Raw genomic sequence first — 24,865 nt, 5'->3', positions numbered from 1 at the left:
TGTTATGCAACCGTTACACAGATCATCCAAATTATTATTAATACTGCTCCCGATTTGGCTTTTTATTACCGCCATTATTCGTCCAATGTCTGTGCCAGATGAAGGACGTTATGGTGATATTAGTCGTGCAATGTTTGAAACAGGCGACTGGCTCACGCCACGCATTAATGGCTTTCCATTTATGCACAAACCACCACTTTTGCATTGGATCAGTACAGGTCTTATGGAAATTTTTGGCGTGCATTTGTGGGTCTTACGCCTAGTGCCCGTGCTTGCTGCAACCCTAATGCTGACCAGTATTTTCTTCTTTGTCCGAAAATATATCAGCGAACAAGTTGCTCAGCTCAGCATCATCATTCTTGCAACAAGCCTGCTGTTTTTCGGGAGCAGTCAATACATTAATCATGATTTACTGGTTGCAGCATGGATGACACTGACTGTGTTCTGCTTTGCTGATTACACCTTGTCTGGCAAAAAATCTATTTTATTTTTGGGTTATATTGCATGTGCTGGTGGTTTCCTCAGTAAAGGTCTAATTGGTGTCTTGGTTCCTGGCATGGTGATTTTACCTTGGGTGATTTACTGCAAAGAATGGAAAAAAATTCCTGCCCTGCTCAATCCATTTGGTATTTTACTGTTTACTCTTTTGGTTGGCCCATGGCTTTATCTAGCTCAGCAGCATTATCCAAACTTCCTGCACTATTTCTTTATTGAACAACAATTTGACCGTTTTAGCTCATCAGGTTTCAACAACAAACAGCCTTGGTTTTTCTATATCATCATTTTATTTTTCAGTTTTCTACCATGGCTGATGCTGACTGGATTTAAAGGCGTTAAGCAACATATTCGCACAGCCATCCCTTCACCGATTTTAGCTTTACTGCTATGGTGGCTAGTTTCAGTTCTTGTTTTCTTTTCAATTCCGCCATCTAAATTGGCAGGCTATATTTTACCTGTGGTTGCGCCACTGACTATTCTCATCACAGCATGGGTTCAGCAAGCTCTGATTCAACATAAAAATAAGTTACAACAACTTGGTTCATTTATTTTTATCACCCTCATTGGAATTGCAATCTTGGTTGCTCCACATGTGATTAAGGAGAATCATGGTTTTTATTTAGAACATATTGAATTTATTTCCACTATGGGGGCAATCCTGATCATTAGCCCGTGGATACTCTTTACTGTAAATAAAGCAGGGAAACTATCATTATTCCAAGCAACGGCTTGCAGTTTAATTATTCTTTGCTCCGTGATTCCTTTTGCTGTGCGCATATTTGATACCAAAACTAATCATGATCAGACTCAATTTCAGCAATATTTACATGGCAACACTCAACTGGTGTTTTACCACTACTATTTTTATGATCTGCCCTTTTTACTTGATCTTAAAACGCCAGTCTATTTGGTAAATAACTGGGATAATGTTGGCGGAGATAATTCTTCGGTTGAAATTAAAGATGGTCTATTATTTGAACCACAGTTAAAACGCTATTTATGGAATGATGCAGCGCTTGAACAGGCACTAAACAACAAACAACCATTGATTGTGATTAGTCGTCCGCATGATTTCAAACCTGCCGACCCTCATGTTAAGGTTCTACATCAGCGTAATTATGATGTTTTTATTTTTAATCAATAAGCTATAAAAAAAGAGGAAGCTTTTTGCTTCCTCTTCTTGTCTTTTTTGCAGACTTATTCGGCTGTCGTTTCTACCACAACTGCTTCTTCAGTCGACTCAATCACTTGATCTTCAATCAGTTCATCATCTTCAACAGCATCAATTGCTTCAACGCGAACCAGTGTTTCCGTTTCATCTAAACGAATCAAGCGGACACCTTGTGCATTTCGCCCAGTGGTTGCAACTTCAGACGCACGAGTACGCACCAAAGTACCACCATCAGAGATCAACATCAGTTCTTTGGTTTCATCAATCGCAACTGCACCGATCAACTCACCATTACGCTCTGAAGTTTTAATCGCGATGACACCCTTACCACCACGTTTTTTGGTTGGGAAATCATCGACTGGCGTACGCTTACCATAACCGTTGGCACAAGCACACAATACTTCACCTGTTGCAGGTACAACAACCAATGACACGATACGGCTGACAACACCTGAATCTGAAGATTCATCGCTATCCTCATTTTCATCATTGTCATTTTCAGCATCTTCGCTATCGAGTGCATTGGCAGCCAAGGCAACACGCATACCGCGGACACCTTTTGCTGTACGTCCCATCGCACGTACATCACTTTCTGCAAAACGAATCGCTTTACCTTCATTTGAGAACAGCATGATTTGCTGATTACCATCGGTAATCGCCACACCGATCAAGGTATCCTCATCATTCAATTCAATTGCACGCAGACCATTTGAACGAACATTACTAAATTGTTCCAGTTCAACACGTTTCACTGTACCTGAAGCTGTAGCCATAAACACATAATGGTTTTCTGGGAATTCAGTTAAAGGAAGAATTGCGGTAATTGTTTCATTGGCTTCAAGTGGCAATAGGTTGACCATTGGACGACCTTTTGCACCACGTGACGCTTGCGGAACTTCAAACACTTTCAAGCGATAGACTTTACCAACGTTCGTGAAGCACAGTACTGTCGCATGGTTCGATGCCACAATCAGATGTTGGATATAGTCATCTTCTTTCATCGAGGTTGCTGACTTACCACGACCGCCGCGACGCTGCGCCGCATAGTCAGACAATGGTTGAGTCTTCGCATAACCTGTCTTAGAAACGGTTAACACCACTTGTTCTTCAGGAATCAAGTCTTCACGGCAGAAATCAACGCGTGATTCAACAATATCTGTACGACGTGCATCGCCATATTGTTGCAAAATCAGCGCAAGTTCTTCTTTAATGACGTTCATCAACAAGTTAAAGTCATTGAGAATGGCTGTAAGTTCTGCGATTTGCCCCAAGATTTCACTGTATTCGGCATGCAGTTTGTCTTGTTCCAAACCTGTCAAACGGTGCAAACGTAATTCTAAAATTGCACTGACTTGAGTTGGTGACAGGCGATAAACTTGATCGTCTAAACCAAATGGACGACTTGGATCTTCACCTTCAATTTCGTCTGGACGAACTGAAATTGCGCCAGCTTTTTCAAGTAGTTCAACCACACCACCCGCAGCCCACTCACCTGCTTGCAAACGCTCACGTGCTTCTGCTGGATTTGCAGAAGTTTTAATGGTCTCAATAATGGCATCAATATTTGCCAATGCAACCGTTAAACCTTCCAAGATGTGACCGCGTTCACGTGCTTTACGCAATTCGAACATGGTACGGCGAGTCACAACTTCCTGACGGTGACGAATAAACGCTGCAATAATATCTTTCAGGTTCATTAATTTTGGTTGACCATTGTCTAGGCAAACCATGTTAATGCTGAACGAGTTTTCAAGCTGTGTATTCAAGAACAAGTTATTGACCACAACTTCCGCGTTTTCGCCACGCTTCAAGTCGATCGCAATACGCATACCATCTTTGTCAGATTCGTCACGTAATTCTGAAATACCTTCCAGTTTCTTTTCTTTGACTAACTCAGCAATACGTTCAATAACTTTTGCTTTGTTGACCTGATATGGAATTTCAGTAAAGACGATGGTAATACGACCTGTTTTCTCATCTTCTTCAAAATGGTACTTACCACGAATATGCAAACGACCTTTACCTGTACGGTAAGCATCCACAATGCCTGATTTACCGTAGATAATGCCGCCTGTTGGGAAATCTGGACCACTGATATGATCCATCAAACCTTCAATTGAAATATTTGGATTGTCTGCATAAGCAAGACAAGCATGAATCACTTCAGTCAAGTTGTGTGGCGCCATGTTAGTTGCCATACCGACTGCAATACCAGCCGCACCATTAATCAACAGATTTGGAACACGGGTGGGTAAAACTTGAGGAATACGCTCAGAGCCGTCGTAGTTGTCTTCCCAATCGACCGTATCTTTCTCAAGGTCTGCCAGAAGTTCATGAGCAAGTTTGGTCATACGGACTTCGGTATAACGCATTGCTGCTGCGCTATCCCCATCGATTGAACCAAAGTTACCTTGACCATCGACCAATTGGTAACGCAAGCTGAAATCCTGAGCCATACGTACGATGGTTTCATACACCGCAGAGTCACCATGTGGGTGATACTTACCGATGACATCACCCACCACACGGGCAGACTTTTTATAGGCTTTGTTATAGTCATTGCCTAACTCATGCATTGCATAAAGCACGCGACGATGAACAGGTTTAAGTCCATCTCTCACATCTGGCAACGCACGAGAGACAATCACGCTCATCGCGTAATCTAGATATGAATGCTTGAGTTCATCCTCAATGGCAATCGGTCGGATTTCCGATACGCTCATGCATACTCCTTATTGACAGATAGATTTTCTATCCGCTTTATGTCTTCAATCTTGCAAAATTTTAGTTCAAAAACTGAAACTAAAAATAAAAAATACAGCGAAAAATTATAGCACAAAGCACGATTCAACAGGGAGTTTTTACTATAAATAGATTGTTCTATTTTCTTGCAATATATAGAATTTAGAAGCTTTCTTAAAACTATAGCATCACTAAAAAGCCATGCAAAAATCCAAGAAAAATTACCAATATTACGTCTCCAAGAAAATGTTCAAACTCTACAATGACATGAATAATTATATGTTGGAGGGAGTCGAACGTTTATTATGCAAACAGCCTTTTTGCAATCATTTTTCTCAAATCATTATCCCGATTAAAAAAGAAGATCGAGAGAAGATTGATACTAATTTTATACAACAGTACATACTTTCTGAGCGCTTAAAATTTTTCCGAAAAACGGTTCACCAAACGCTCGACAAGACTCTACGCCCAATTGATAAAAATAGCATTTCATCCAAGCTTGAAGCTTTTAACCCTAGAAAATTTGAAGATTATATTCAACAACAGCTCAGTAATACGCTAAATACTTTAGAATCTACTCAAAATTTAGAGCAAACTTTCGCATGTGGTTTACATGGAGTAGCGTGGAAGCTGACTGATAATATTATGTTTATGAATCATGATTGGAACTTAAGCTTTCCTGCATGGGCATGTGAGCTATCATCACCCTACTTCCAACAAAATGCTTTAATCATGCAGCTCCCGTATGGTCTGGTTATCATGTCATTTGCTTACCCTCAAAAGTGAGCTCTCATAAAAAAACGCCCATTTGGGCGTTTTTTAGACTGAATTCAAAAAGAATTACAGCTTAGATACTAATTCAGGCACAACTTCGTTCAAGTCACCCACTAACCAGTAGTCAGCAACTCCGTTGATTGGTGCTTCTTCATCTTTGTTGATCGCAACGATCACTTTAGAATCTTTCATCCCTGCCAAGTGCTGAATTGCACCTGAAATACCCACAGCAATGTACAAGTCAGGTGCAACAATCTTACCTGTTTGACCCACTTGCATGTCGTTTGGTACAAAGCCTGCATCAACCGCTGCACGTGATGCACCTTGTGCTGCACCCAATTTGTCTGCCAATGGATCAAGCACCTTGTGGTAGTTTTCACCTGAACCCACACCACGACCACCAGATACCACAATGCGTGCTGCTGAAAGTTCTGGACGTTCAGTTTTTACGATTTCTTCTGTCACGAATTTCGATACACCAGCATCTTTCGCTTCACTTACCACTTCAACTGCCGCTGTACCACCTTCTGCTGCAACAGCATCAAATGCTGTGGTACGTACAGTCGCAACCACAATCGCTTCTTCTGATTGTACAGTCGCAATGGCATTGCCTGCATAAATTGGGCGTTTGAAGGTATTAGCAGATTCAACTGCAATAATGTCGCTGACCATGCTGACATCCAGTAACGCTGCAACGCGTGGCAAGATGTTTTTACCTGTAGTGGTAGCCGCTGCCAAAATATGGCTATAGCCTTTACCTAGATCTGCAACCAATGCAGCAATATTTTCAGCAAGTTGATGTGCATAGGCAGCATTGTCTGCCAATAGTACTTTGCTTACGCCTGCAACTTTTGCTGCTGCATCCGCAACGGCTTGTGCGCCTGAACCCGCAACAAGAACCGTGATGTCTCCACCAATTTGTTGTGCTGCTGCAACAACATTTAAGGTTGCGCCATTTAATGTCTGATTGTCGTGCTCAGCGATGACTAAAATACTCATGATGTTATCCCTGCCTTTTAGATCACTTTCGCTTCGTTTTTAAGTTTTTCAACAAGCTCATCGACTGATTTCACTTGTACGCCTGCTTGACGTTCTGCTGGAGCTTCAACTTTTAATGTTTTCAGTTTACTGCCCGTTGCTACGCCATAATCTGCTGGAGATTTAGTCTCAAGCGGCTTTTTACGTGCTTTCATGATGTTTGGTAGAGCCGCATAACGTGGTTCGTTCAAACGTAAGTCTGTGGTAATGATCGCAGGTAAGTTCAATTCAACGGTTTGCAAACCACCATCGATTTCACGAGTGACTTGGACTTTGTCAGCATCAACTTTCACTTCAGAGGCAAATGTTGCCTGACCTGCACCTAAAAGTGCTGCCAACATTTGACCGACTTGATTAGAGTCATCATCAATAGCTTGTTTGCCGAGCAAGATCAGTTGTGGTTGTTCTTGGTCTACGACACCTTTTAAGATTTTCGCAACTTCCAAAGCACCGATTTCATCAGCTGTTTCAACCAAGATACCACGGTCAGCACCAAGCGCCATTGAAGAACGGATTTGCTCCTGCGCTTCTTTTGCACCCACTGAAACCACGATGATTTCAGACACGGTGCCTTTTTCTTTCAAGCGAACCGCTTCTTCAACTGCGATTTCACAGAATGGGTTAATTGACATTTTTACGTTGGTTAAATCAACACCACTATTGTCCGGCTTAACGCGAACTTTAACGTTGGCATCTACCACACGTTTGACAGCAACAAGAGCCTTCATGTATTCCTCGGCTGTATTATCCAATGATCAAGGAGAAAAGTGCGATACTTTTCAGAAATTCGTTTTCGTTGCCTATCTTGCAATGCGTTTGGCATTTCGGTCAAGTCACAATTTTTTGACAAAGCCTGATTTTGCTTGAAAAATGTGAATTGATCAGTTCAAAGAAAAGTGCAGCGCGAGGTATTCTACCCTAGTTTTTAGATATTTTTAAAATAAAAAACAATGATTTAAAAAATAAAACTTATGAGTCATTTTCGCTTAAATTATTAGTTTTACTCATGATTGACATCAGAAATATCCACATCTATTGATAACAAAGACTGTAACCAGATCTCACATCAATGTCATAAATACAACATAACAGCTCATAAAAAATGCCAGCAAATGCTGGCAAGGGAAAATCAAAGAATTAGTGCGCCATCAACCATGTTGCAGCCAACATAATCATACTGGCTGAAGTCGCATCCACCCATTTTTGTTTGCTTTGATCAAAACCTGCTTTTTGGGTCGCTTTTGCCACAATAAATGACAAGGTGAGGTAAACAACAATACATGAACCAATAAAAATCAGAGATAAGAGCAAACCTTCAACCACTGGATTGCCTTTGCTATGCATAAATTGCGGCAAGATTGCAAAATAAATCAGCATCACTTTAGGATTCAATAATGATGTCAAAAAGCCTTTACGAATCGGATTATGCGTCTGCGCAGCTTGTAAACGAATTCCTTTACTATTGAACGCTGAACGAAACAATTGAATCGAAATATAAATCAAATAGGCAATTCCAAAGAAACGAATTGCATTAAACAACATTGGATAAGACACAATAATCGCTGAGATACCAAGCGCTACCAGAACAGAATGGACTAAATATCCAGAACATACGCCAAATGTCGCCATCATACCTGACTTAAAATCTTTACCCATGACTTGTGAAAGGACAAATAACATATCAGGTCCAGGAGTCAACACCAGTGGAATCACCGTGATCGCAAAAAGGGTAAAATCAGACATCGCTTGCGCCTTCATCAGCAGCTAAATAAAGTGGCGCTATTATTGAGAAAAACGCATCAAATAGGATTGCAAATATTCTATAATTAAATCATTTTTTCGAATTAAATTCTAATTTATGAAACAAATTAATAAATCAGTTTCAATAAAGCTCGATCGTATCGATAAAAATATTATTTTGAATTTACAAAAAAATGGGCGTATTCAAAATAACGACCTTGCCAAAGCGGTAGGACTCTCTCCGTCGTCTTGTTTACGGCGTGTGAAGTTACTTGAAGAGGTCGGTGTAATTCGTGGCTATACCACTTTGGTTGATCCTCAAAAGGTTGGATTTTCTTTGATTTTGTTTTCACGAATTTGGCTGATCGGTCAAGATGCCGAAACCATTGACTGTTTTATCGAAGCCATGAAAGAGCTTCCTCAAGTCATGGAATGCTATATTATTCTAGGCGAGTGCGATGCCATGCTCAAAGTGGTGGTGCCTGACCTCGAAAGTTACCGTAAATTTCAGTCCAGCCACCTCACCAAAAAAAATGGCATTACCAGTGTCAAAACAGATTTACCGAGCCAGTTTATTAAACAAAGCTATCAACTTCCTTTAGATGAATACTAAGTTTTACTTTTGTGCGCGTGGGTGTGCTCGATCATAACTTTGTGCAAGATGTTCAAAATCCAAATGGGTATAGATTTGCGTGGTATTCAAATTACTGTGACCCAACATTTCCTGAATACCACGTAAATCTCCACTTGAAGACAACAAATGACTTGCAAAACAATGGCGCAGCAAGTGTGGATGCAAATCAGCATTTACCCCTGCACGTTGTGCTTGTGCTTTTACCCGATTTTCAATTTGACGAGGCGTTAATGCTCCGCCACGCTGCGAAATAAATATGGGGTCTGTTGCACGAATCACATGCCCAACCCAAATGGCATAAACTTTAAACCATTGTTGCAAACTCGTTTTGGCTTTCTCCCCAAAAGGCACTACACGAGTTTTATCGCCTTTACCTGTAACACGCAGCAGCAGTCGTTCAAAATCTAAGTCATGTACACGTAATGCCTGCAACTCAGCAAGACGCAAACCACTGGAGTAAAGTAGTTCCAGCATTGCTTTATCGCGCAACCACAATTGTTGCTCTACAGGTTTTTCAGGTGCAGGCTGCTCTAAAATTTGAAGAATGGTTTCTACATCTAATAGCCCCGGCAAAGCCCGAGGTTGACGTTTGAGTTGAAAATCTTTACTTGGGTTTTGAACAATATAATCTTGCTGCTCAACCCATTGCATAAACTGCCGAATTGAACTCAACATACGCTGTAAACTACTACTCGCCAGTTTTTGATATTCGACTTTTTCAGATAAATATTCTCGTAAATCAGATGCTTCTATTTGATTTAAATCCAGTTTTTTACGCTGGCAAAAATGCAGAAAATCAGTGACATCACGCGCATAAGCAGACAAAGTATGTGCTGACTGTTGTTGAATTTTACGCGAATTCAACCAGACTGCTAACAGCTCAAAAGCATCCATTTTACCCATTCCAATCAGGAAAAAATTCGAGACAATACACCACGGCGTTTTTGCGGCTGCTCCCGCAAGTAAAAAGGCGTAGTTTCTTGGCAAAAATACTCACTTAAATTATCTGTTTGTTGCTCATCAATAATGGTCAGATCAACAGGAGTAGGTTGATCCAAACTATCAAAAGCGACTTGCCCCGCCTGCTGAATCAGCTGTTCCAGTTGTTGTTCTGAATCTAATTTCAATCCAATAATCAGGGTGGGAGCCTGATCACGCTGTGGGTTAAACATTGTTGCCAAATAGGCTGCTTGTACTTGTGGCTTAGTTTGAAAAAATTTCTGCAACTGCGTCACCATTTGATATGGATAATCTGTCGGTTGCCCCAGTAAAACTTCGGTATCCTGCTCAACCTCATAACGCTCGACCTGCCCCATATCAATATCTAGCAGGTGCTGAATTTCCTTGGGTGTAAACTCTTTACCATAAGGAGATAAAGGATTAAGCACCAAAGTGTCCCCCAACGTCATTTCAAAAAAATCACGGGTGGGCAAATACAGGTAGCTATGCTCTTCTTGTATAGATTGCTGCAAAGTTTGTAATGACAAGAAAAATGGTAACGCTTCCGTTCCATCTGCCTTCTGCCATTTTTGCAACTGCAACTGATCACCTTGTTGTAAATGCACTTGTTCCGTCTTGGTCGACTGTGTGCGGTGGGTTGTCCCCAAACAATAAATATGCCCATTCAACAGTTGCTGTAAAAATTGTGGACGATAAGCAGGTTCTTGGGCGGCTTGTTGTAATAGTTGCTCAAGCTGTTGCTCAGACTCAAAATTTGACATTATTGGATACTCAACAGTGAGATTTTTTAATTGACCACAGTATGAAAAACTTCAACCGCATAATAAAGCCAACAATTTTTTGTTTATAATATCAATACCTATTTTGATATAGGTTTGTTAAATCATGATACTTTTAAAAAAGCATTAACCCTCACTTTATTTCTCGAGAATGGTGCATTATGAATTTTTTAATGTGGTTAAAATCACTTTTTGGGGCAAAACAGCACACCAACTCTAGACAAGCAGCTCAAGCCAGTCTTGCTATCGATTTAGAAACAACAGGTGCAACCCAACCACAAAAAATTGCCTACTACTCAAGTCTTGTCGAACACTTACAACAAGATCATCAACATTTGATTGGACTGTATTCAGCGGTACTTCAGAGTATTGAACACACTCAATACACACAGATTGCTTCTCAACTTGAGCAATTTAAATCTGATTTTCATGCCCATTTACAGGCAGAAAATATCAAGCTCTATGGCTTTTTAGAACAAAGTCTTGCACATCAAACTGAAGAGTTTAAACAAATGCGTCAATACCGCCGAGAAATGCGCAGTATTGAAAGTGTCGTCAATAAATTTTTAAGTTATTGGATTGAAAGCCGTGTAGATGCTGAAAATATTCAACAATTTATTCAGGAGTTTCAGCAGATTGGGGCAGCGTTAGTCAAACGTATTGAAAGTGAAGAAAATGCACTGTATCCCATGTATCAAGACTATGTGACATCTTAAAATCTAAACACTGCAAACCAAATCAAGGTTTGGTTTGCAGTGATAAAGTTCTAGCCTTGGAAGTAACGTAAATCAAAACGCCCTTCATAGACATTGGCTGTTGGACCTGTCATCCAGACCACATCACCTTCACGCCAAGCCAGATGTAATGAGCCACCCGCAAGTTGAATTTCAACTTCATTACCTAGCAGACCACGGCGCATACCACTGACTGCTGCAGCACATGCACCCGTACCACATGCCAAAGTTTCACCTACACCGCGTTCAAACACGCGTAAACGCGCATGTTTTTCATCGACGATTTGCATGAAGCCTGCATTGACACGTTCAGGGAAACGGACATGTGATTCAATTTGTGGGCCAAGCGTAGCCACATCTGCGGTCAGTACATCGGGCACAATCGTGACTGCATGCGGATTCCCCATATTCACCACATCAATCAAAATATTTTGATTATTGGCGAGGTCAAGGCGATACAGTTCCTCTTGTTCTTCAGCAAGAAATGGAATTTCTTGAGGCAAGAACTTCGGATAACCCATGTTGACGCGAACCCAACCATTTGGCCCAAGTTCAGGCTCAACAATGCCTGCTTTGGTTTGCACCTTGATTTTGGTTTTATGTGTCAGTTGTTGCTCATGGACGAAACGCGCAAAACAACGCACGCCATTGCCACATTGTTCAACTTCAGAACCATCTGCATTGAAAATACGGTATTTGAAGTCAACATTTGGCAGATCAGGTGGTTCAACAATCAACAACTGATCAAAGCCTATACCAAAATGACGATGTGCCATTCGCTGAATGGTAGTCGCATCAAGATAGGCACGTTGACGAATCAGATCGATCACCACAAAGTCATTGCCCAGACCATGCATTTTAGTAAATTCTAACAACATCAAATTATTCCTCAGGCAATAAACGCTCTCTTTCCCATAGAGATTCTATGCTTTCACGTTCACGAATTAAATATGCCTTGTCACCATCGACCATAACTTCAGCAGCACGACCACGAGAGTTATAGTTTGAACTCATGACAAAGCCATATGCACCTGCACCTAACACAGCTAATGTGTCATTTTGTTGCAGTGCCAACTCGCGGTCTTTACCTAAGAAATCACCTGTTTCACAGATTGCACCAACAATATCCCATGTTTTGCTTTCTGTATCTTGACGAGGCGTTACTGCCTGAATATCCATCCATGCTTGGTAAAGTGATGGACGAATCAAGTCATTCATGGCTGCATCAACAATCGCAAAGTTGCGGTGATTGGTTGGTTTAAGCAAATCGACTTTGGTGAGTAATACACCCGCATTGGCACTAATGCTACGACCTGGCTCCATATAGACTTTTAAACCCAGTTTTTCCAAGGCTGGACGCATCGCATTGGCATACTCTGCGGCTGTTGGTGGAACTTCATCATTATAAGTCACACCCAAACCACCACCGATGTCGATGTGTTTAAGTTCAATGCCTAACGCTTTGAGTTGCCCAATCATCAAAATCATACGATCCAGTGCGTCGACAAACGGTTGAGTTTCTGTCAACTGTGAACCGATATGACAATCAATTCCCACAATCTCTAAATGCGGCAAGCTGTGTGCATATTGATACGTTTCAAACACGCTGTCACTTGGAATACCAAACTTGTTTTCTTTTAAACCCGTTGAAATATATGGATGTGTTTTCGCATCGACATCTGGGTTCACACGCAATGAAATCGGGGCTTTTTTGCCTAAACGTGCTGCCACTTTTTCAATACGGTCAAGTTCTGCATAAGATTCGACATTGAAACATGCAATACCAACATTTAATGCTGTCTCAATATCCGCTTCAGATTTACCTAAGCCTGAGAAGACCACCTTATTTGGGTTACCGCCTGCCGCCAAAACACGTGCAAGCTCACCACCTGTGACAATATCAAATCCCGCACCCAACTTTGCCAAAACATTTAACACAGCTAAATTTGAGTTTGACTTCACCGCAAAGCAAATTTGATGATCGATATAACCAAATGCCTGATCAAGATCTAAATAATGCTTTTCAAAACTGGCTTTTGAATACACATAAAGCGGTGTAGAAAATTGCTGTGCAAGCTGTTCCAAAGAACATTGTTCAGCATGCAAAACCCCTTGGATACGGGTAAAACTCATGATAAATCCTTAAAATTACTGAACTTCAGAAGATGGTGTAGATGTTGATGTATGGACTTCAGATGCAGCTTTTGGCTGTTCTTTCGGATGGTAAAGCAGATATTTTGGACGAGTGTCCAAGTGTGGATCGTTCGGTAACTGTAAATCTCCCGCCTGACCACAACCGACCAAGCTGAGACCTGTCACCACCAAGCTGATCACGGCAATCATTTGACGCATCATAGACATCACCTGTATATAAACTGAAAAGCAGTATACCTTGAACCCTGTTCCGACCAAAGTATTTCTAAATAAAAAACGCCAGTTTAAAACTGGCGTTGACTACTAGTGTTTACTCACTTTCTTCGGTCTAAAGAACAAATATCCGATCAGCAAAATCAAGAACCAGATCGGGCTGACCTTGAGCGCTTTTAATGTATCAGGCTCTAAAGACAAAACATAAATCATCCCGATAAAGAAGATAATCACCACCCAACATGTCCACAAACCACCCGGCAATTTGAACTTGGACTGCCGATGTAATTCAGGACGGGTTTTATAGTAATTGATGTAACTCCAAATAATGATCAGCCAAACACAGATAAACAATACAGTTGATAACGTGGTCGCAAGTGTAAAAGCTTCTACGGTATTCGGAACAAAATATTGAAGCGCTGCGCCACCCAACAAACAAAATGCTGAAAAATACAACGCATTGGCAGGCACCAAACGCGGACTTAATTTACCGAATAGTTTTGGCCCTTGCCCTTCACGTGACAAACCAAATAGCATGCGACTGGTGGAAAACACACCACTGTTCATGGATGACATGACTGAAGAGAGTACCACCAAATTCATAATAATTGCGGCAGCGGCAATCCCTGCATGACTAAACAAATTTACAAATGGGCTGACATTCGGATTAATTCTGTCCCACGGCGTGACAGACATCACAATGGTGAGTGCAAAAACATAAAAGATGATGATACGGATCGGAATCGAATTGACGGCTTTGGGTAAATTACGCTCAGGATCATGTGTTTCTGCTGCGGTTGTACCAACAAGCTCGACACCAACAAAGGCAAAAATTGCAATTTGAAAACCTGCTAAAAAGCCAGTCATTCCTGTTGGAAAAAATCCGCCATTCGCCCAAAGATGGGTGAAGGAAGCCACTTCACCTGTTGGCGAGGTAAATCCTGTAAAGATCATCCATAGCCCAACCGCAATCAGCACCACAATCGCAATAATTTTGACTAAGGCAAACCAGAATTCCATTTCCCCAAATAGCTTTACGGTCACGAGATTCAATCCCATGATAAAGAAAATAGAAGCAGCACAAATCAGCGCACCTTCGGCAGGGCTAAATGGCTGACCTCCATTAAAAAACTGCAAATAGTTGATAATTGCCGATAAATCAGCAATCCCAATGGTGATCCAGCACAGCCAATACGTCCAACCCACAAAATAACCTGCCCAAGGGCCAATTAAATCTGTAGAGAAATCAATAAATGACTTATAGCTTAAATTGGAAAGCAGTAACTCGCCTAAAGCCCGCATCACAAAAAACACCATCAAGCCAATAATCATATAAATGAATAAGATCGATGGCCCTGCAAGGCTAATGGTTTTACCCGAACCCATAAAGAGTCCTGTACCGATGGCACCACCTATGGCGATCAGTTGTAAGTGTCTGTTAGATAAGCTTTTACTTAATTCAGGTGTGTCTTGATTCGACATCTTGATTCATATCTCCTAATAGATGGTGAGTCTATTAGCTAACTTCAAAATCATCGAACATTCTCAGATATCACTAAGTACTATGGTTTTGATTATTTTTTAGCTAACAAATGTATTTTGATCAATAAGTTACTTCATCAAAATCGCGCCCATCATACGAGCATGAAACTGTAAGCACAATCAAACTAAAGTTGTCTTGAATGCACTATTAACGTGCAAAAACATAAAAAGGAGAGTGATCAACACCCTCCTTTTTATAAAATCATCCGATTTTATTTTTTGTTTTTCAACTTTTCTTCCCAGAAAGTTGCACCACGAATACCCAATTTTACAGGATCAAAAGTATATTCATTATCTTTGACACCCGCTTTTTGTTGTTCTTCGTAATCTCGTAATGCTTTAATGGTTGGTTTATATAAGAAGTAGGTAATGATAATACCAACAATATTAATCCAAGCCATTAAACCAACACCAATATCACCGATACCCCAAATATAACCACTCGCATTTAAAACACCATATGCGACTGAAACCATAATGAAGCATTTCGTGATAAATAATAGTGATGGCATTTTAGTAATATAACTTAAATAAGTAATATTGGTTTCAGCAATATAGTAATACGCAATAATTGTGGTGAATGCGAAGAAGAATACTGCAACTGCAACAAACAATTCACCGAAGCTACCAAACATGGTACTTACTGCCATTTGTGTAAATGCAGGAGAACCGATTTCTGTCGCTGCTGCTACATTTTGAACAATAAAATGACCTGCATCTAAAGTCCCTTGAACATTATATTTACCAGTAATCAGAATCATAAATGCTGTTGCTGAACAAACAAATAATGTATCGATATAAACTGAAAATGCTTGAACGAAACCTTGTTGAGCAGGGTGGCTGACTTCTGCTGCTGCTGCTGCATGTGGACCTGTACCTTGGCCCGCTTCATTTGAATACACACCACGTTTTACCCCCCAACCAATTGCAGCGCCTAAGCCTGCCATAGGAGTAAACGCATCTGTGAAGATTAATTTAATCACACCAGGTAATTCATGAATATTTGCAATCACAATAATCACAGCCATTGCAATATAACCAGCTGCCATAAATGGAACAACATACTCTGCAAAGTTTGCAATCCGTTTAATTCCACCAAAAATAATGACTGCAAGTAAAATAACAATAAATGCTAAAGCAAATAACTTGTATAAACCCACATCACCAAAAACAATTGCGCCTTCACCTGTAATTTGAGTCACGGCTTTACCAACAGCATTCGCCTGTACACCTGGTAAGAACAAACCACAAGACACAATTGCACCAATAGCAAATACGATTGCAAGCCAGCGTTGACCTAAGCCACGATCAAAGTAAAAAGCAGGTCCGCCACGGTACTGCCCTTGATACTCAACTTTATAAATTTGACCCAACGTTGATTCAACATAGGCGGTACTTGCACCTAAAAATGCAACTGCCCACATCCAAAACACGGCACCAGGACCACCAAAACCAATGGCTGCAGCAACGCCTGCAATATTACCTACACCAACACGTCCCGATAATGAAACGGCTAGTGCCTGAAATGATGAAATCCCTTGTGCTGAAGAAGCTCCCGTAAACAGAAGGCGAACCATTTCTTTAACATGTCTGACTTGTACAAAACGGGTTAGGATTGAAAAAAACACCCCCGCCCCTAAACATAAATAAATGAGAGCCTTACTCCAAACGACCCCATTGATCCAATCAACAATTTCTGCTGCATTCATAAAATCATCCTTTTGCTTATTATTAAAAATATGTCATTACATATTTTTTTAATCCGTTAAATCAGCAATATTTGTGCCATCCATATTCCTACTCTAAAATCCGAAATTCTAGAAAAAATAGGCTCCATTCCATATTTTCAAAGAGATTGCAAACCTATTAACTCATCTTTTCTCACCATAAGAAAATTTATCTATTTTATAAACTCAGGATCATGATGAAAAATGATCAGAATGATATTAAGCTCCGTCATTCTTTTTCGACCTCACTTAAATGCACTCATTTGAGTCTATTCTTGTTAGTTTTGTGAGTAAAGTCATAAGAATGAACAAACAATACAGAAAATAAATAAATTACTTCATTATTCACTTTTTAAATTAAAAGAAATGCACACATTTAGTGCCTTAAATTTCAATCGCAATCATAAAAAATTTAACATCTCATAAATTTGAACAATAAAACACCAAATAAGTGCATAAATAATAATTTTTAAATATTCATACAAGAAAAATGGATTGAATGATTATTTTTTAGCACCAAAATAAAACAATAAATAAAATCGCACCAAATTAATTCACTTTAATACAACCCTATAAAACTAAAACCCTCTATAAAGAGGGTTTTAGTTTATTCAGATCATGAATGCTTACTTTTTCTTTTTAAACATATAACCAATACCCAAGATCAACAACCACAATGGGCTGATTAATAGAGATTGGCGAGTATCTGGCTCAAGAACCAAAATACCAATTGTAAAGATAAAGAATACAATCACAACGTATGACATAAATACGCCACCAGGCATCTTAAATGTCGATTTTTCATGCAATTCAGGACGTTGTTTACGGTACTGAATATAGTTCACCATAATGATGATCCATACCGATACAAACAGAATAACTGAAAGAGTCGTTGCTAATGTAAATGCAGTAATGGTATCTGGTACGAAGAACTGAAGTACTGCACCCCCCATGATACATGCACACGAGAACATCAAACCGTTAGCAGGAACTGCACTTTTTGACAATTTGCCCAATTTTTTCGGTGCTTGGTCATCTTTTGCTAGACCGTACAACATACGGCTTGTCGAGAAAATACCACTGTTCATTGAAGACATTACTGAAGACAGCACCACCAAGTTCATGATGACCGCTGCAGTTGGAATACCTGCCATTAAGAACAATTCAACGAATGGGCTCTTGTTTGGTACAACGTGATTCCAAGGAATCACTGACATAACAACAGTCAATGATAAAACATAGAACAAAATGACACGAACAGGAATCGCATTCACTGCTTTTGGCAAGTTAATATGCGGATCTTTCGCTTCTGCTGCTGAAGTCCCGACAAGTTCCACCCCAATAAATGCAAAGATCGCAATTTGGAAACCTGCTAAGAAACCTTCAAACCCTTTCGGGAAAATCCCGCCATGTGACCAAATATTACTTAATGCTGCTACATCGCCATTTGGTGATTGATAGTGTGTAAAAATCATATACGCACCAGCAAAAATTAAGGCAATAATTGCAACAATCTTAACAATCGCAAACCAGAATTCAGTTTCCCCAAATAAACGCACTGTCATCAAGTTCAAAAGCATTAAGAAAAGTACACAACCCGCGCTAATTAACGCCTGTCCACCGGGAGTGAACTGCATATCTGGTGGGAGCCAGAAGCTTAAATAGTTAATTACCGCAGTTAAGTCAGCCATACCTGTCAGTACCCAGCCAACCCAATACGTCCAACCTACATAAAAACCCGCTTTTGGTCCGATCAAGTCATAAGACATGTCGACAAAAGATTTGTATTGCAAGTTAGACAGGAGAAGTTCACCTAATGCACGCATTAGGAAGAAAACCATAATACCAATAATAAAATAAATTAATAAAATCGATGGGCCTGCCAAAGAGATCGTTTTACCTGATCCCATGAACAAACCTGTGCCAATGGCACCCCCAATTGCGATTAACTGCAAGTGACGGTTACTCAAATTACGTTGTAATTCGTGATGAGCATCGTCAGGTGCGTTAACTTCATTTAGCTCGTTAAAACTCATTGATGATTATCCATAACAGAGTTGCTACAACGAGTAGCAATTAACATTCCAACTTCAGAAGAAGAAGCTTAAAAAACAAACATACGGTAAAAAAACCGTCCCCAAAATAAACAGCCCTAAAAAATAAAGCATATACCATGCAAGATCAGCTCCATGATCTCGAGTGTTTTTTATCAGATGAACGTGATAATGTTAAGCCCCTTTTTAAATTTTTTTTATATAAAAAAGCGCTAAGTCATGAGTAAAGTAAAAACAACCTATCGATGTGAACAGTGTGGAACAGATCATTCTAAGTGGGCTGGACAATGTTCTGAGTGTGGCGAATGGAATAGTTTACTTGAAATTCGACTTGAACCCAGTGTTCCACATCGAGGAAAATCACCATCATTTTCAGGTGGTTATGCAGGACAATCCGCACAAATCACCACACTCAATCAAATTTCGATTTCTCATGAAACTCGCCTTGCAACAGGAATTAGTGAATTTGATCGGGTTTTGGGTGGTGGTTTAGTCACTGGATCTGTTGTGCTGATTGGTGGTGATCCCGGCATTGGTAAATCAACCATTTTATTACAGACCGCCACACACATGGCGAGTCATAAAAATGCAGCACTTTATGTCACAGGTGAAGAATCTTTGTCACAAGTTGCCCTCCGTGCGCAACGTCTAGAGCTTCCTACTGCACAACTTAAAGTGATGGCTGAAACCTGTGTAGAGCGAATTTGTGAAGTCTTGGCACAACAACGCCCAGCCGTTGCCATTTTAGACTCTATTCAAACCTTATATACAGAAACCCTGCAATCTGCCCCTGGCGGAGTCTCCCAAATTCGTGAATCTGCGGCACTGTTGACTCGCTTTGCTAAAAATAGTGGTACAGCATTATTTATTGTAGGTCACGTCACCAAAGAAGGTGCTTTAGCAGGGCCTCGCGTTCTTGAGCACATGGTGGACTGCGTTCTGTATTTTGAGGGTCAATCCGATTCGCGCTATCGAATGATCCGTGCTGTTAAAAACCGTTTCGGTGCCGTCAATGAACTCGGTGTTTTTGGTATGACCGATAAAGGTCTACGTGAAGTTGCCAATCCTTCAGCAATTTTCTTAAGCCGTTATGATGAAGCCATTTCGGGTTCGGTGGTCATGATCAGCCGAGAAGGCACACGTCCGTTATTGGTTGAAGTACAAGCATTAGTTGACGATGCACAAGGACAACCGCGTCGTGTAGCGCTAGGTTTAGAACAAAATCGTTTAAATATGCTACTGGCAGTGATGCACCGTCATGGTGGGGTACAAACCAATGGTCAAGATGTTTATGTCAATATCGTGGGTGGTTTGAAAATTACTGAAACTGGTTCAGATTTAGCAGTACTCCTCGCTTGTGCTTCAAGTTTACGGGGTAAAGCCTTGCCTCAACAGTTGGCAGTTTTTGGTGAAGTTGGCTTATCAGGTGAAATCCGTCCCGTACCCAATGGGCAGGAGCGCCTTAAAGAAGCAGCGAAACATGGCTTTAAATATGTGATTTTACCTCGAGGTAATGCACCACAAAAACCTATTGAAGGTGTGCAGGTCATTGCTGTTGCTCGTTTGCATGAAGCTTTACATGAAGCAATGCAACTGTGCGAATAATTTTACCTTTAGGTAAAAAATTAAGACTTTATAGCGATAAGTTAAGCCTCACTTTTTCAAACAGATTGGACACATTCACCCACAGCAAAATTACGTGTTTACTATTGAAATTCAAGATCAACAGCCGCATAAATGCAATGCAAAATTTAGCGTTACATAGGAAAATGACATGAACACACGTCAACGTGGCTTAGTTGCTACGCTTTTAATGGCAACATTGTTGGCTTCACCGTTCGTTGAGGCCAAACGTGCAGGTGGTGGACGTAGCCACGGCATGACCCGTTCTGTTGCACCAAGTCAGTCATACCAACAACAGTCACCGTCCTACCCAACATCACCAACACCTGTCACAACGCAGCAGCAAAAATCAGGTTCAAACCTCGGTAAAATGGTTGCTGCGGGTGCAGCAGGTGCGGCAGTTGGTGCTTTAGCAACCCATGCTTTAGCAAATGACAACAACGGCAACGCAGCGAGTCACCCACAACAAGCTCAAACAGAACAAAAATCTGGTATTCCAAGCTGGATTTGGTTCATTCTGCTCGCTGGGATTGGTTTCTTTATTTATCGCAAATTGAGCGCTAAGAAATCAAATAACACCAATCCTTACGCTCCAAATCAAAATGGTACGCCTTTTACAGGGCAACCACAGACAAACAGCAACAATACCAACATCTTCGGTCAAAATGTTGGTGGTGGTTATAGTCATAATCCAAGCCCACAAACAGGTTTTGGTGGTGCATATACCAATAGCGGCAGCCAGTTACCTGATGGTACTGAGCCAGCAGCATTTTTACGGATTGCACGCCAGCGCTTCAACCATATTCAATCGGTCAATAGTGCAAGTAATGTTGAAGAAATTCGCCGTTATTTAACACCTGAACTTTATAACTCCATGTATCAAGACATCATGGCAAACCGTGATCAAGATGTTGCTGAATTTAGTAACCTCAATGCTATGGTTGCAGGCTCAGCCACTGAAAATGGTCAATACATTATCAGTGTTCGTTTTACAGGTACTGTTTCTGAAGATCTAAACAGTATTCCACAACCATTTACTGAAGTTTGGCACTTTGTAAAACCAGCAGGCTCTCAGCAAGATTGGTTGGTTGCAGGGATTCAAGTCGAAAACTAAGTTTTGGTTGCAAAAAAAATCAGTTGCGAGCAACTGATTTTTTTTATTTTAACGTTTAGGCAGTGGAATATATTGTGTATTGGTATTTTTCACTTTACGCTCTCCCACCTGCACAGCAACATCGACAGGTTTACCCTTCCGTTCAATTGAGAGATGAATCGTACTATTCGGTGCTTGTAAAGCAACATAATTAATCAGATGTGATGCAGATGTAATTTGCTGCTGATTCACCTTTAAAATACTATCTCCAATCTGTACACCTGCTTTTGCAGCAGGGCCATTTGCCAAGACACCCGCCACAGTAACACCAGTATTGATATTCGCAGACTGCCAATCAGCATCTTGTTTAGGTGGCATCAAGCTAATTCCCAACCAACCACGCACCACACGACCATCTTTCAAAATCGCATCAAATACCTGTTGGCAAATTTTGGCTGGAATCGCAAAACCAATCCCCAATGAACCACCCGATTGCGAAAAAATTGCGGTATTAATACCGACCAGATTCCCAGCAACATCAATCAGCGCACCACCTGAATTACCAGGGTTAATCGCTGCATCGGTCTGAATAAAGTCCTCATAAGTGTTAATTCCTAAATCAGAACGACCTGTGGCGGAGATAATTCCCTGTGTCACGGTTTGACCCACACCAAATGGATTACCAATTGCCAAAACGACATCACCAACTTCATTACCACTCAATTTAAATGGCACAACAGGCAGATGATCTAAATCAATCTTAATGACAGCTAAATCGGTATCAGGGTCAGTCCCGACCACTTTTGCATCGGCACGACGACCATCTTTTAACGCCACAACAATATGTTCTGCCTGTGCAATCACATGATTATTGGTCAGGATATATCCATCTGCACGTACAATAACGCCTGAGCCAAGGCTATTTTCATTTTTCTTCAACTGTTCATTATTACGATCACCAAAGAATTCACGAAACACTGGATCTTTTAATAATGCATGATCTGTAGGATTTACTTTCTGTGTGGTAAAAATATTCACAACAGCAGGTGCAGCCACTTTTACTGCAGCACTATAAGATTGCACTGCACCTTTTTGATCATGCTGCACCAATGTTTGCTGTTTTTCAGAAGGCATAGCAACACCATCTGCGGCAACCACCACTTTAGGTTGTTGAGTTTTTTGCCAAAAAATAAAGCCAGCAATTACAAAAATTAATAAAATCCATGGCAACCATGTCAAGGTTTTGCGCACGTTATCATCCTCTATCGGGTATTTTCTTTCATCAAATCGAAAAGTATTGAAGTGAGCATTGTAAAGTGAAATATCTTGTAAAAATTAAAAACTTCATAGGGTTTTGTCTAGCTTTAGTTACAATAACTGTGATCGATATCACAACTATCTTTACAATAATCAAGCTCCAAGTTAGCTTGAATCAGGATTTTTTATGGCGCAATTACAAGATATTTTAACGTGGTGTGAACAAACTTTATTGGTGAATGAGTTTAAAGATTACGCACCCAATGGCTTACAAATCGAAGGTAAATCTGAGGTTAAAAAAGTACTTTGCGCTGTCACAGCCTCTTTAGATGCCATTGAAGCCGCAGTCGAAGCAGAAGCCGATTTGTTGCTAGTACATCATGGTTATTTTTGGAAAGGCGAACCTGCACCAATTACAGGCATGCGCGGGGCGCGGATTAAAAAGCTGATTCAGCATGATATTTCCTTGCTCGGCTATCATTTACCTTTAGATGCACATCCAAGTTTGGGGAACAATGCTGCGATTGCGGAACTTCTCAAACTGCAAAATATTCAAGCTCTCAACCCAAATGATCGTCATCCAATTGGCAATATTGGCTTTCTAGAACAACCGATTTCAGCCGAAGCCTTTAAACAGCAACTTTCTGAAGTTTTTGCCCGCGAGATTATTCATCTCCCCGCACAAAACAGCACGATTCAAAAAATTGGTTTTTGTACTGGTGCAGCACAAGACTTTATTACTCAAGCCGCAGAACAAGGCTGTGATGCCTATATTTCTGGTGAAGTCAGTGAGCGTACTTTTTATGAAGCACGCGAGCTAGGAGTGCACTACTTTGCTTGTGGCCATCATGCGACTGAACGCTACGGCGTACAACGACTTGCTCAAGCATTAGCAAAACAGTTTGACATTGAGACCATTTATTATGAACAGCACAATCCGATTTAAATGATATCTAAATCAGATTGAAAGAATTGTCATTCAGACAAACTGGACGTATATTGTATTTCATTGTTTATCAACCACGTTTTTTGTTGAAAAATACATTAAACTAGTGACACAAAATTTTCCAACCCAGCTCATGCAAGGAACGAAAGATGACAACCATTACTTTACCAGCATTACCATACGCATATGATGCGCTTGAACCACATATCTCAAAAGAGACTTTAGAATTCCATCACGACAAGCATCACCAAACTTATGTGACTAACCTGAATAACCTCATCAAAGGCACTGACCTTGAAGGTAAATCTTTAGAAGAAATCATCCTTGCAAGCGCTGGCGATGCATCTAAAGCAGGTGTTTTCAATAACGCTGCTCAAGTTTGGAACCACACATTCTACTGGAATTCTATTGCACCAAACGGTGGCGGTAAACCTACTGGCGCAATCGCTGCAAAAATCGATGCTGCATTTGGTTCTTACGAACAATTTGCTGAACAATTTGCTGCTGCAGCAACAACTCAGTTCGGTTCTGGCTGGGCTTGGTTGGTTGCAGACAAAGTCAATGGCGATCTTTCTATCGTAAAAACTTCAAATGCAGACACTCCACTTGCACACGGTCAAGTTGCTGTATTAACAATTGATGTTTGGGAACACGCTTACTACATCGACTACCGCAATGCTCGTCCTAAATACATCTCTACTTTCCTAGAAAGCCTAGTAAACTGGGATTATGCAAATGCGAAACTTGCTGGCGAAGCTGCAGGCGTAGAAAAATAAGTTTTTTATAAAACTTAAAAAAAGGCGTCATCTGACGCCTTTTTTATGCTTCAAATACTCACCATCTTGGTTTCCAAACAGAAAAATGGTTATTAATCCAACAAATAAATTTATTTTTGATTTTTGACTTGACCTCACTGTCAGTAATCCATAGAATGCGCTTCAGATTCTCCAATAGCTCAGTCGGTAGAGCGACGGACTGTTAATCCGCAGGTCCCTGGTTCGAGCCCAGGTTGGAGAGCCACTATTCTTCCATAGCTCAGTCGGTAGAGCGACGGACTGTTAATCCGCAGGTCCCTGGTTCGAGCCCAGGTGGAAGAGCCAAGATTCGAAAAGCCCAACATCACACATGTTGGGCTTTTTTTTGGGCAAAAGAAAACCATAAAAATAAAAAAGCAGTCTGATCAGAC

21 protein-coding genes and 2 tRNA genes are annotated in these 24,865 nt (G+C 40.6%); 10 read left to right on the top strand and 13 right to left on the bottom strand.

The window, feature by feature from the left end:
• The first annotated feature begins 4 nt into the window (after window positions 1-4).
• Window positions 5-1,642, top strand: a complete 1,638-nt coding sequence (locus tag LVY74_RS15885) for an ArnT family glycosyltransferase (protein WP_237815867.1) — start codon at window positions 5-7, stop codon at window positions 1,640-1,642.
• A gap of 53 nt (window positions 1,643-1,695) precedes the next feature.
• Here LVY74_RS15885 and gyrA read toward each other — a convergent pair whose 3' ends face one another.
• Window positions 1,696-4,392 carry a DNA gyrase subunit A gene (gyrA, locus tag LVY74_RS15880; RefSeq protein WP_237815866.1) on the bottom strand — a complete coding sequence of 899 codons (2,697 nt, stop codon included), beginning with the start codon at window positions 4,390-4,392 and terminating at the stop codon, window positions 1,696-1,698.
• 220 nt (window positions 4,393-4,612) lie between these two features.
• Between gyrA and LVY74_RS15875 the strand changes: the two genes are divergently transcribed.
• Window positions 4,613-5,197, top strand: coding sequence for a hypothetical protein (locus LVY74_RS15875; protein ID WP_237815865.1), 585 nt, complete (start codon window positions 4,613-4,615; stop codon window positions 5,195-5,197).
• 54 nt (window positions 5,198-5,251) lie between these two features.
• Here LVY74_RS15875 and LVY74_RS15870 read toward each other — a convergent pair whose 3' ends face one another.
• The 3 genes from LVY74_RS15870 to LVY74_RS15860 form a co-directional block, all read right to left on the bottom strand.
• Window positions 5,252-6,184 (bottom strand): FAD-binding protein, encoded by a 933-nt coding sequence (locus LVY74_RS15870; RefSeq protein ID WP_237815864.1) that lies wholly within the window; start codon window positions 6,182-6,184, stop codon window positions 5,252-5,254.
• Window positions 6,185-6,201: 17 nt separating this feature from the next.
• Window positions 6,202-6,951, bottom strand: a complete 750-nt coding sequence (locus LVY74_RS15865; RefSeq protein ID WP_237815863.1) for an electron transfer flavoprotein subunit beta/FixA family protein — start codon at window positions 6,949-6,951, stop codon at window positions 6,202-6,204.
• Window positions 6,952-7,360: 409 nt separating this feature from the next.
• A complete protein-coding gene (locus LVY74_RS15860; protein WP_237815862.1) occupies window positions 7,361-7,966 on the bottom strand; it encodes a LysE family translocator in 606 nt (201 codons plus the stop codon).
• Between the two features lie 115 nt (window positions 7,967-8,081).
• Between LVY74_RS15860 and LVY74_RS15855 the strand changes: the two genes are divergently transcribed.
• Window positions 8,082-8,576 (top strand): Lrp/AsnC family transcriptional regulator, encoded by a 495-nt coding sequence (locus LVY74_RS15855; RefSeq protein WP_151778172.1) that lies wholly within the window; start codon window positions 8,082-8,084, stop codon window positions 8,574-8,576.
• 3 nt (window positions 8,577-8,579) lie between these two features.
• Here the strand turns inward: LVY74_RS15855 and xerA are convergent, their stop codons facing one another.
• Window positions 8,580-9,491 carry a site-specific tyrosine recombinase/integron integrase gene (gene xerA, locus LVY74_RS15850; protein ID WP_237815879.1) on the bottom strand — a complete coding sequence of 304 codons (912 nt, stop codon included), beginning with the start codon at window positions 9,489-9,491 and terminating at the stop codon, window positions 8,580-8,582.
• Between the two features lie 14 nt (window positions 9,492-9,505).
• On the bottom strand, window positions 9,506-10,318 hold the full coding sequence (locus LVY74_RS15845) for an enhanced serine sensitivity protein SseB C-terminal domain-containing protein (protein ID WP_237815861.1): 813 nt from the start codon (window positions 10,316-10,318) through the stop codon (window positions 9,506-9,508).
• 179 nt (window positions 10,319-10,497) lie between these two features.
• On the opposite strand from LVY74_RS15845, the gene LVY74_RS15840 reads away from it, so the two are divergent.
• Window positions 10,498-11,052 (top strand): hemerythrin domain-containing protein, encoded by a 555-nt coding sequence (locus LVY74_RS15840; RefSeq protein WP_237815860.1) that lies wholly within the window; start codon window positions 10,498-10,500, stop codon window positions 11,050-11,052.
• Between the two features lie 50 nt (window positions 11,053-11,102).
• On the opposite strand, the gene dapF is transcribed toward LVY74_RS15840, so the two are convergent.
• The 6 genes from dapF to LVY74_RS15810 all read right to left on the bottom strand — a co-directional run bounded on the left by dapF (window position 11,103) and on the right by LVY74_RS15810 (window position 18,742).
• A complete protein-coding gene (gene dapF, locus LVY74_RS15835) occupies window positions 11,103-11,948 on the bottom strand; it encodes a diaminopimelate epimerase (protein WP_111894564.1) in 846 nt (281 codons plus the stop codon).
• Between the two features lie 4 nt (window positions 11,949-11,952).
• Window positions 11,953-13,203 carry a diaminopimelate decarboxylase gene (gene lysA / locus LVY74_RS15830; RefSeq protein WP_237815859.1) on the bottom strand — a complete coding sequence of 417 codons (1,251 nt, stop codon included), beginning with the start codon at window positions 13,201-13,203 and terminating at the stop codon, window positions 11,953-11,955.
• A 15-nt stretch (window positions 13,204-13,218) separates the two neighbouring features.
• Entirely contained in the window at window positions 13,219-13,425 is a 207-nt protein-coding gene (gene lptM / locus LVY74_RS15825; RefSeq protein ID WP_442862808.1) for an LPS translocon maturation chaperone LptM, read from the bottom strand.
• Window positions 13,426-13,527: 102 nt separating this feature from the next.
• Window positions 13,528-14,919, bottom strand: coding sequence for an amino acid permease (locus LVY74_RS15820; RefSeq protein ID WP_237815858.1), 1,392 nt, complete (start codon window positions 14,917-14,919; stop codon window positions 13,528-13,530).
• A gap of 272 nt (window positions 14,920-15,191) precedes the next feature.
• The gene (locus LVY74_RS15815; RefSeq protein ID WP_237815857.1) at window positions 15,192-16,688 is read right to left on the bottom strand and encodes an alanine/glycine:cation symporter family protein; all 1,497 of its coding nucleotides are present in this window, start codon (window positions 16,686-16,688) and stop codon (window positions 15,192-15,194) included.
• Between the two features lie 644 nt (window positions 16,689-17,332).
• Entirely contained in the window at window positions 17,333-18,742 is a 1,410-nt protein-coding gene (locus LVY74_RS15810; protein WP_237815856.1) for an amino acid permease, read from the bottom strand.
• Between the two features lie 237 nt (window positions 18,743-18,979).
• On the opposite strand from LVY74_RS15810, the gene radA reads away from it, so the two are divergent.
• Complete coding sequence (gene radA, locus LVY74_RS15805; RefSeq protein ID WP_151710719.1) at window positions 18,980-20,365, top strand: DNA repair protein RadA; 1,386 nt, start codon at window positions 18,980-18,982, stop codon at window positions 20,363-20,365.
• Between the two features lie 169 nt (window positions 20,366-20,534).
• On the top strand, window positions 20,535-21,497 hold the full coding sequence (locus LVY74_RS15800) for a Tim44 domain-containing protein (RefSeq protein ID WP_237815855.1): 963 nt from the start codon (window positions 20,535-20,537) through the stop codon (window positions 21,495-21,497).
• Window positions 21,498-21,545: 48 nt separating this feature from the next.
• On the opposite strand, the gene LVY74_RS15795 is transcribed toward LVY74_RS15800, so the two are convergent.
• Window positions 21,546-22,727, bottom strand: a complete 1,182-nt coding sequence (locus tag LVY74_RS15795) for a S1C family serine protease (RefSeq protein WP_237815854.1) — start codon at window positions 22,725-22,727, stop codon at window positions 21,546-21,548.
• A 193-nt stretch (window positions 22,728-22,920) separates the two neighbouring features.
• On the opposite strand from LVY74_RS15795, the gene LVY74_RS15790 reads away from it, so the two are divergent.
• From LVY74_RS15790 to LVY74_RS15775, 4 genes are all read left to right on the top strand, one after another.
• Window positions 22,921-23,679, top strand: coding sequence for a Nif3-like dinuclear metal center hexameric protein (locus tag LVY74_RS15790; protein WP_237815853.1), 759 nt, complete (start codon window positions 22,921-22,923; stop codon window positions 23,677-23,679).
• A gap of 149 nt (window positions 23,680-23,828) precedes the next feature.
• Entirely contained in the window at window positions 23,829-24,455 is a 627-nt protein-coding gene (locus LVY74_RS15785) for a superoxide dismutase (protein WP_151710723.1), read from the top strand.
• A gap of 168 nt (window positions 24,456-24,623) precedes the next feature.
• Window positions 24,624-24,699: transfer RNA gene (locus LVY74_RS15780), tRNA-Asn, on the top strand.
• 4 nt (window positions 24,700-24,703) lie between these two features.
• Window positions 24,704-24,779 (top strand) — tRNA-Asn (locus LVY74_RS15775).
• Window positions 24,780-24,865: the final 86 nt, after the last annotated feature.

This window comes from Acinetobacter sp. ME22 (genome assembly GCF_022012315.1).
Lineage (GTDB): Bacteria > Pseudomonadota > Gammaproteobacteria > Pseudomonadales > Moraxellaceae > Acinetobacter > Acinetobacter brisouii_A.
The sequence above is the reverse complement of the archived record's forward strand: the minus strand, read 5'-3'. Positions and strand labels throughout refer to the sequence as shown.

Coding starts and splice junctions, on each gene's coding strand:
- dapF (WP_111894564.1), bottom strand. CDS start 11,948: ATGTTGTTAGAATTTACTAAAATGCATGGTCTGGGCAATGACTTTGTG.
- LVY74_RS15815 (WP_237815857.1), bottom strand. CDS start 16,688: ATGAATGCAGCAGAAATTGTTGATTGGATCAATGGGGTCGTTTGGAGT.
- LVY74_RS15870 (WP_237815864.1), bottom strand. CDS start 6,184: ATGAGTATTTTAGTCATCGCTGAGCACGACAATCAGACATTAAATGGC.
- lptM (WP_442862808.1), bottom strand. CDS start 13,425: ATGATGCGTCAAATGATTGCCGTGATCAGCTTGGTGGTGACAGGTCTC.
- LVY74_RS15865 (WP_237815863.1), bottom strand. CDS start 6,951: ATGAAGGCTCTTGTTGCTGTCAAACGTGTGGTAGATGCCAACGTTAAA.
- LVY74_RS15810 (WP_237815856.1), bottom strand. CDS start 18,742: ATGAGTTTTAACGAGCTAAATGAAGTTAACGCACCTGACGATGCTCAT.
- gyrA (WP_237815866.1), bottom strand. CDS start 4,392: ATGAGCGTATCGGAAATCCGACCGATTGCCATTGAGGATGAACTCAAG.
- lysA (WP_237815859.1), bottom strand. CDS start 13,203: ATGAGTTTTACCCGTATCCAAGGGGTTTTGCATGCTGAACAATGTTCT.
- LVY74_RS15875 (WP_237815865.1), top strand. CDS start 4,613: ATGCAAAAATCCAAGAAAAATTACCAATATTACGTCTCCAAGAAAATG.
- LVY74_RS15855 (WP_151778172.1), top strand. CDS start 8,082: ATGAAACAAATTAATAAATCAGTTTCAATAAAGCTCGATCGTATCGAT.
- radA (WP_151710719.1), top strand. CDS start 18,980: ATGAGTAAAGTAAAAACAACCTATCGATGTGAACAGTGTGGAACAGAT.
- LVY74_RS15840 (WP_237815860.1), top strand. CDS start 10,498: ATGAATTTTTTAATGTGGTTAAAATCACTTTTTGGGGCAAAACAGCAC.
- LVY74_RS15785 (WP_151710723.1), top strand. CDS start 23,829: ATGACAACCATTACTTTACCAGCATTACCATACGCATATGATGCGCTT.
- LVY74_RS15845 (WP_237815861.1), bottom strand. CDS start 10,318: ATGTCAAATTTTGAGTCTGAGCAACAGCTTGAGCAACTATTACAACAA.
- LVY74_RS15800 (WP_237815855.1), top strand. CDS start 20,535: ATGAACACACGTCAACGTGGCTTAGTTGCTACGCTTTTAATGGCAACA.
- LVY74_RS15860 (WP_237815862.1), bottom strand. CDS start 7,966: ATGTCTGATTTTACCCTTTTTGCGATCACGGTGATTCCACTGGTGTTG.
- LVY74_RS15820 (WP_237815858.1), bottom strand. CDS start 14,919: ATGTCGAATCAAGACACACCTGAATTAAGTAAAAGCTTATCTAACAGA.
- LVY74_RS15790 (WP_237815853.1), top strand. CDS start 22,921: ATGGCGCAATTACAAGATATTTTAACGTGGTGTGAACAAACTTTATTG.
- xerA (WP_237815879.1), bottom strand. CDS start 9,491: ATGGATGCTTTTGAGCTGTTAGCAGTCTGGTTGAATTCGCGTAAAATT.
- LVY74_RS15885 (WP_237815867.1), top strand. CDS start 5: ATGCAACCGTTACACAGATCATCCAAATTATTATTAATACTGCTCCCG.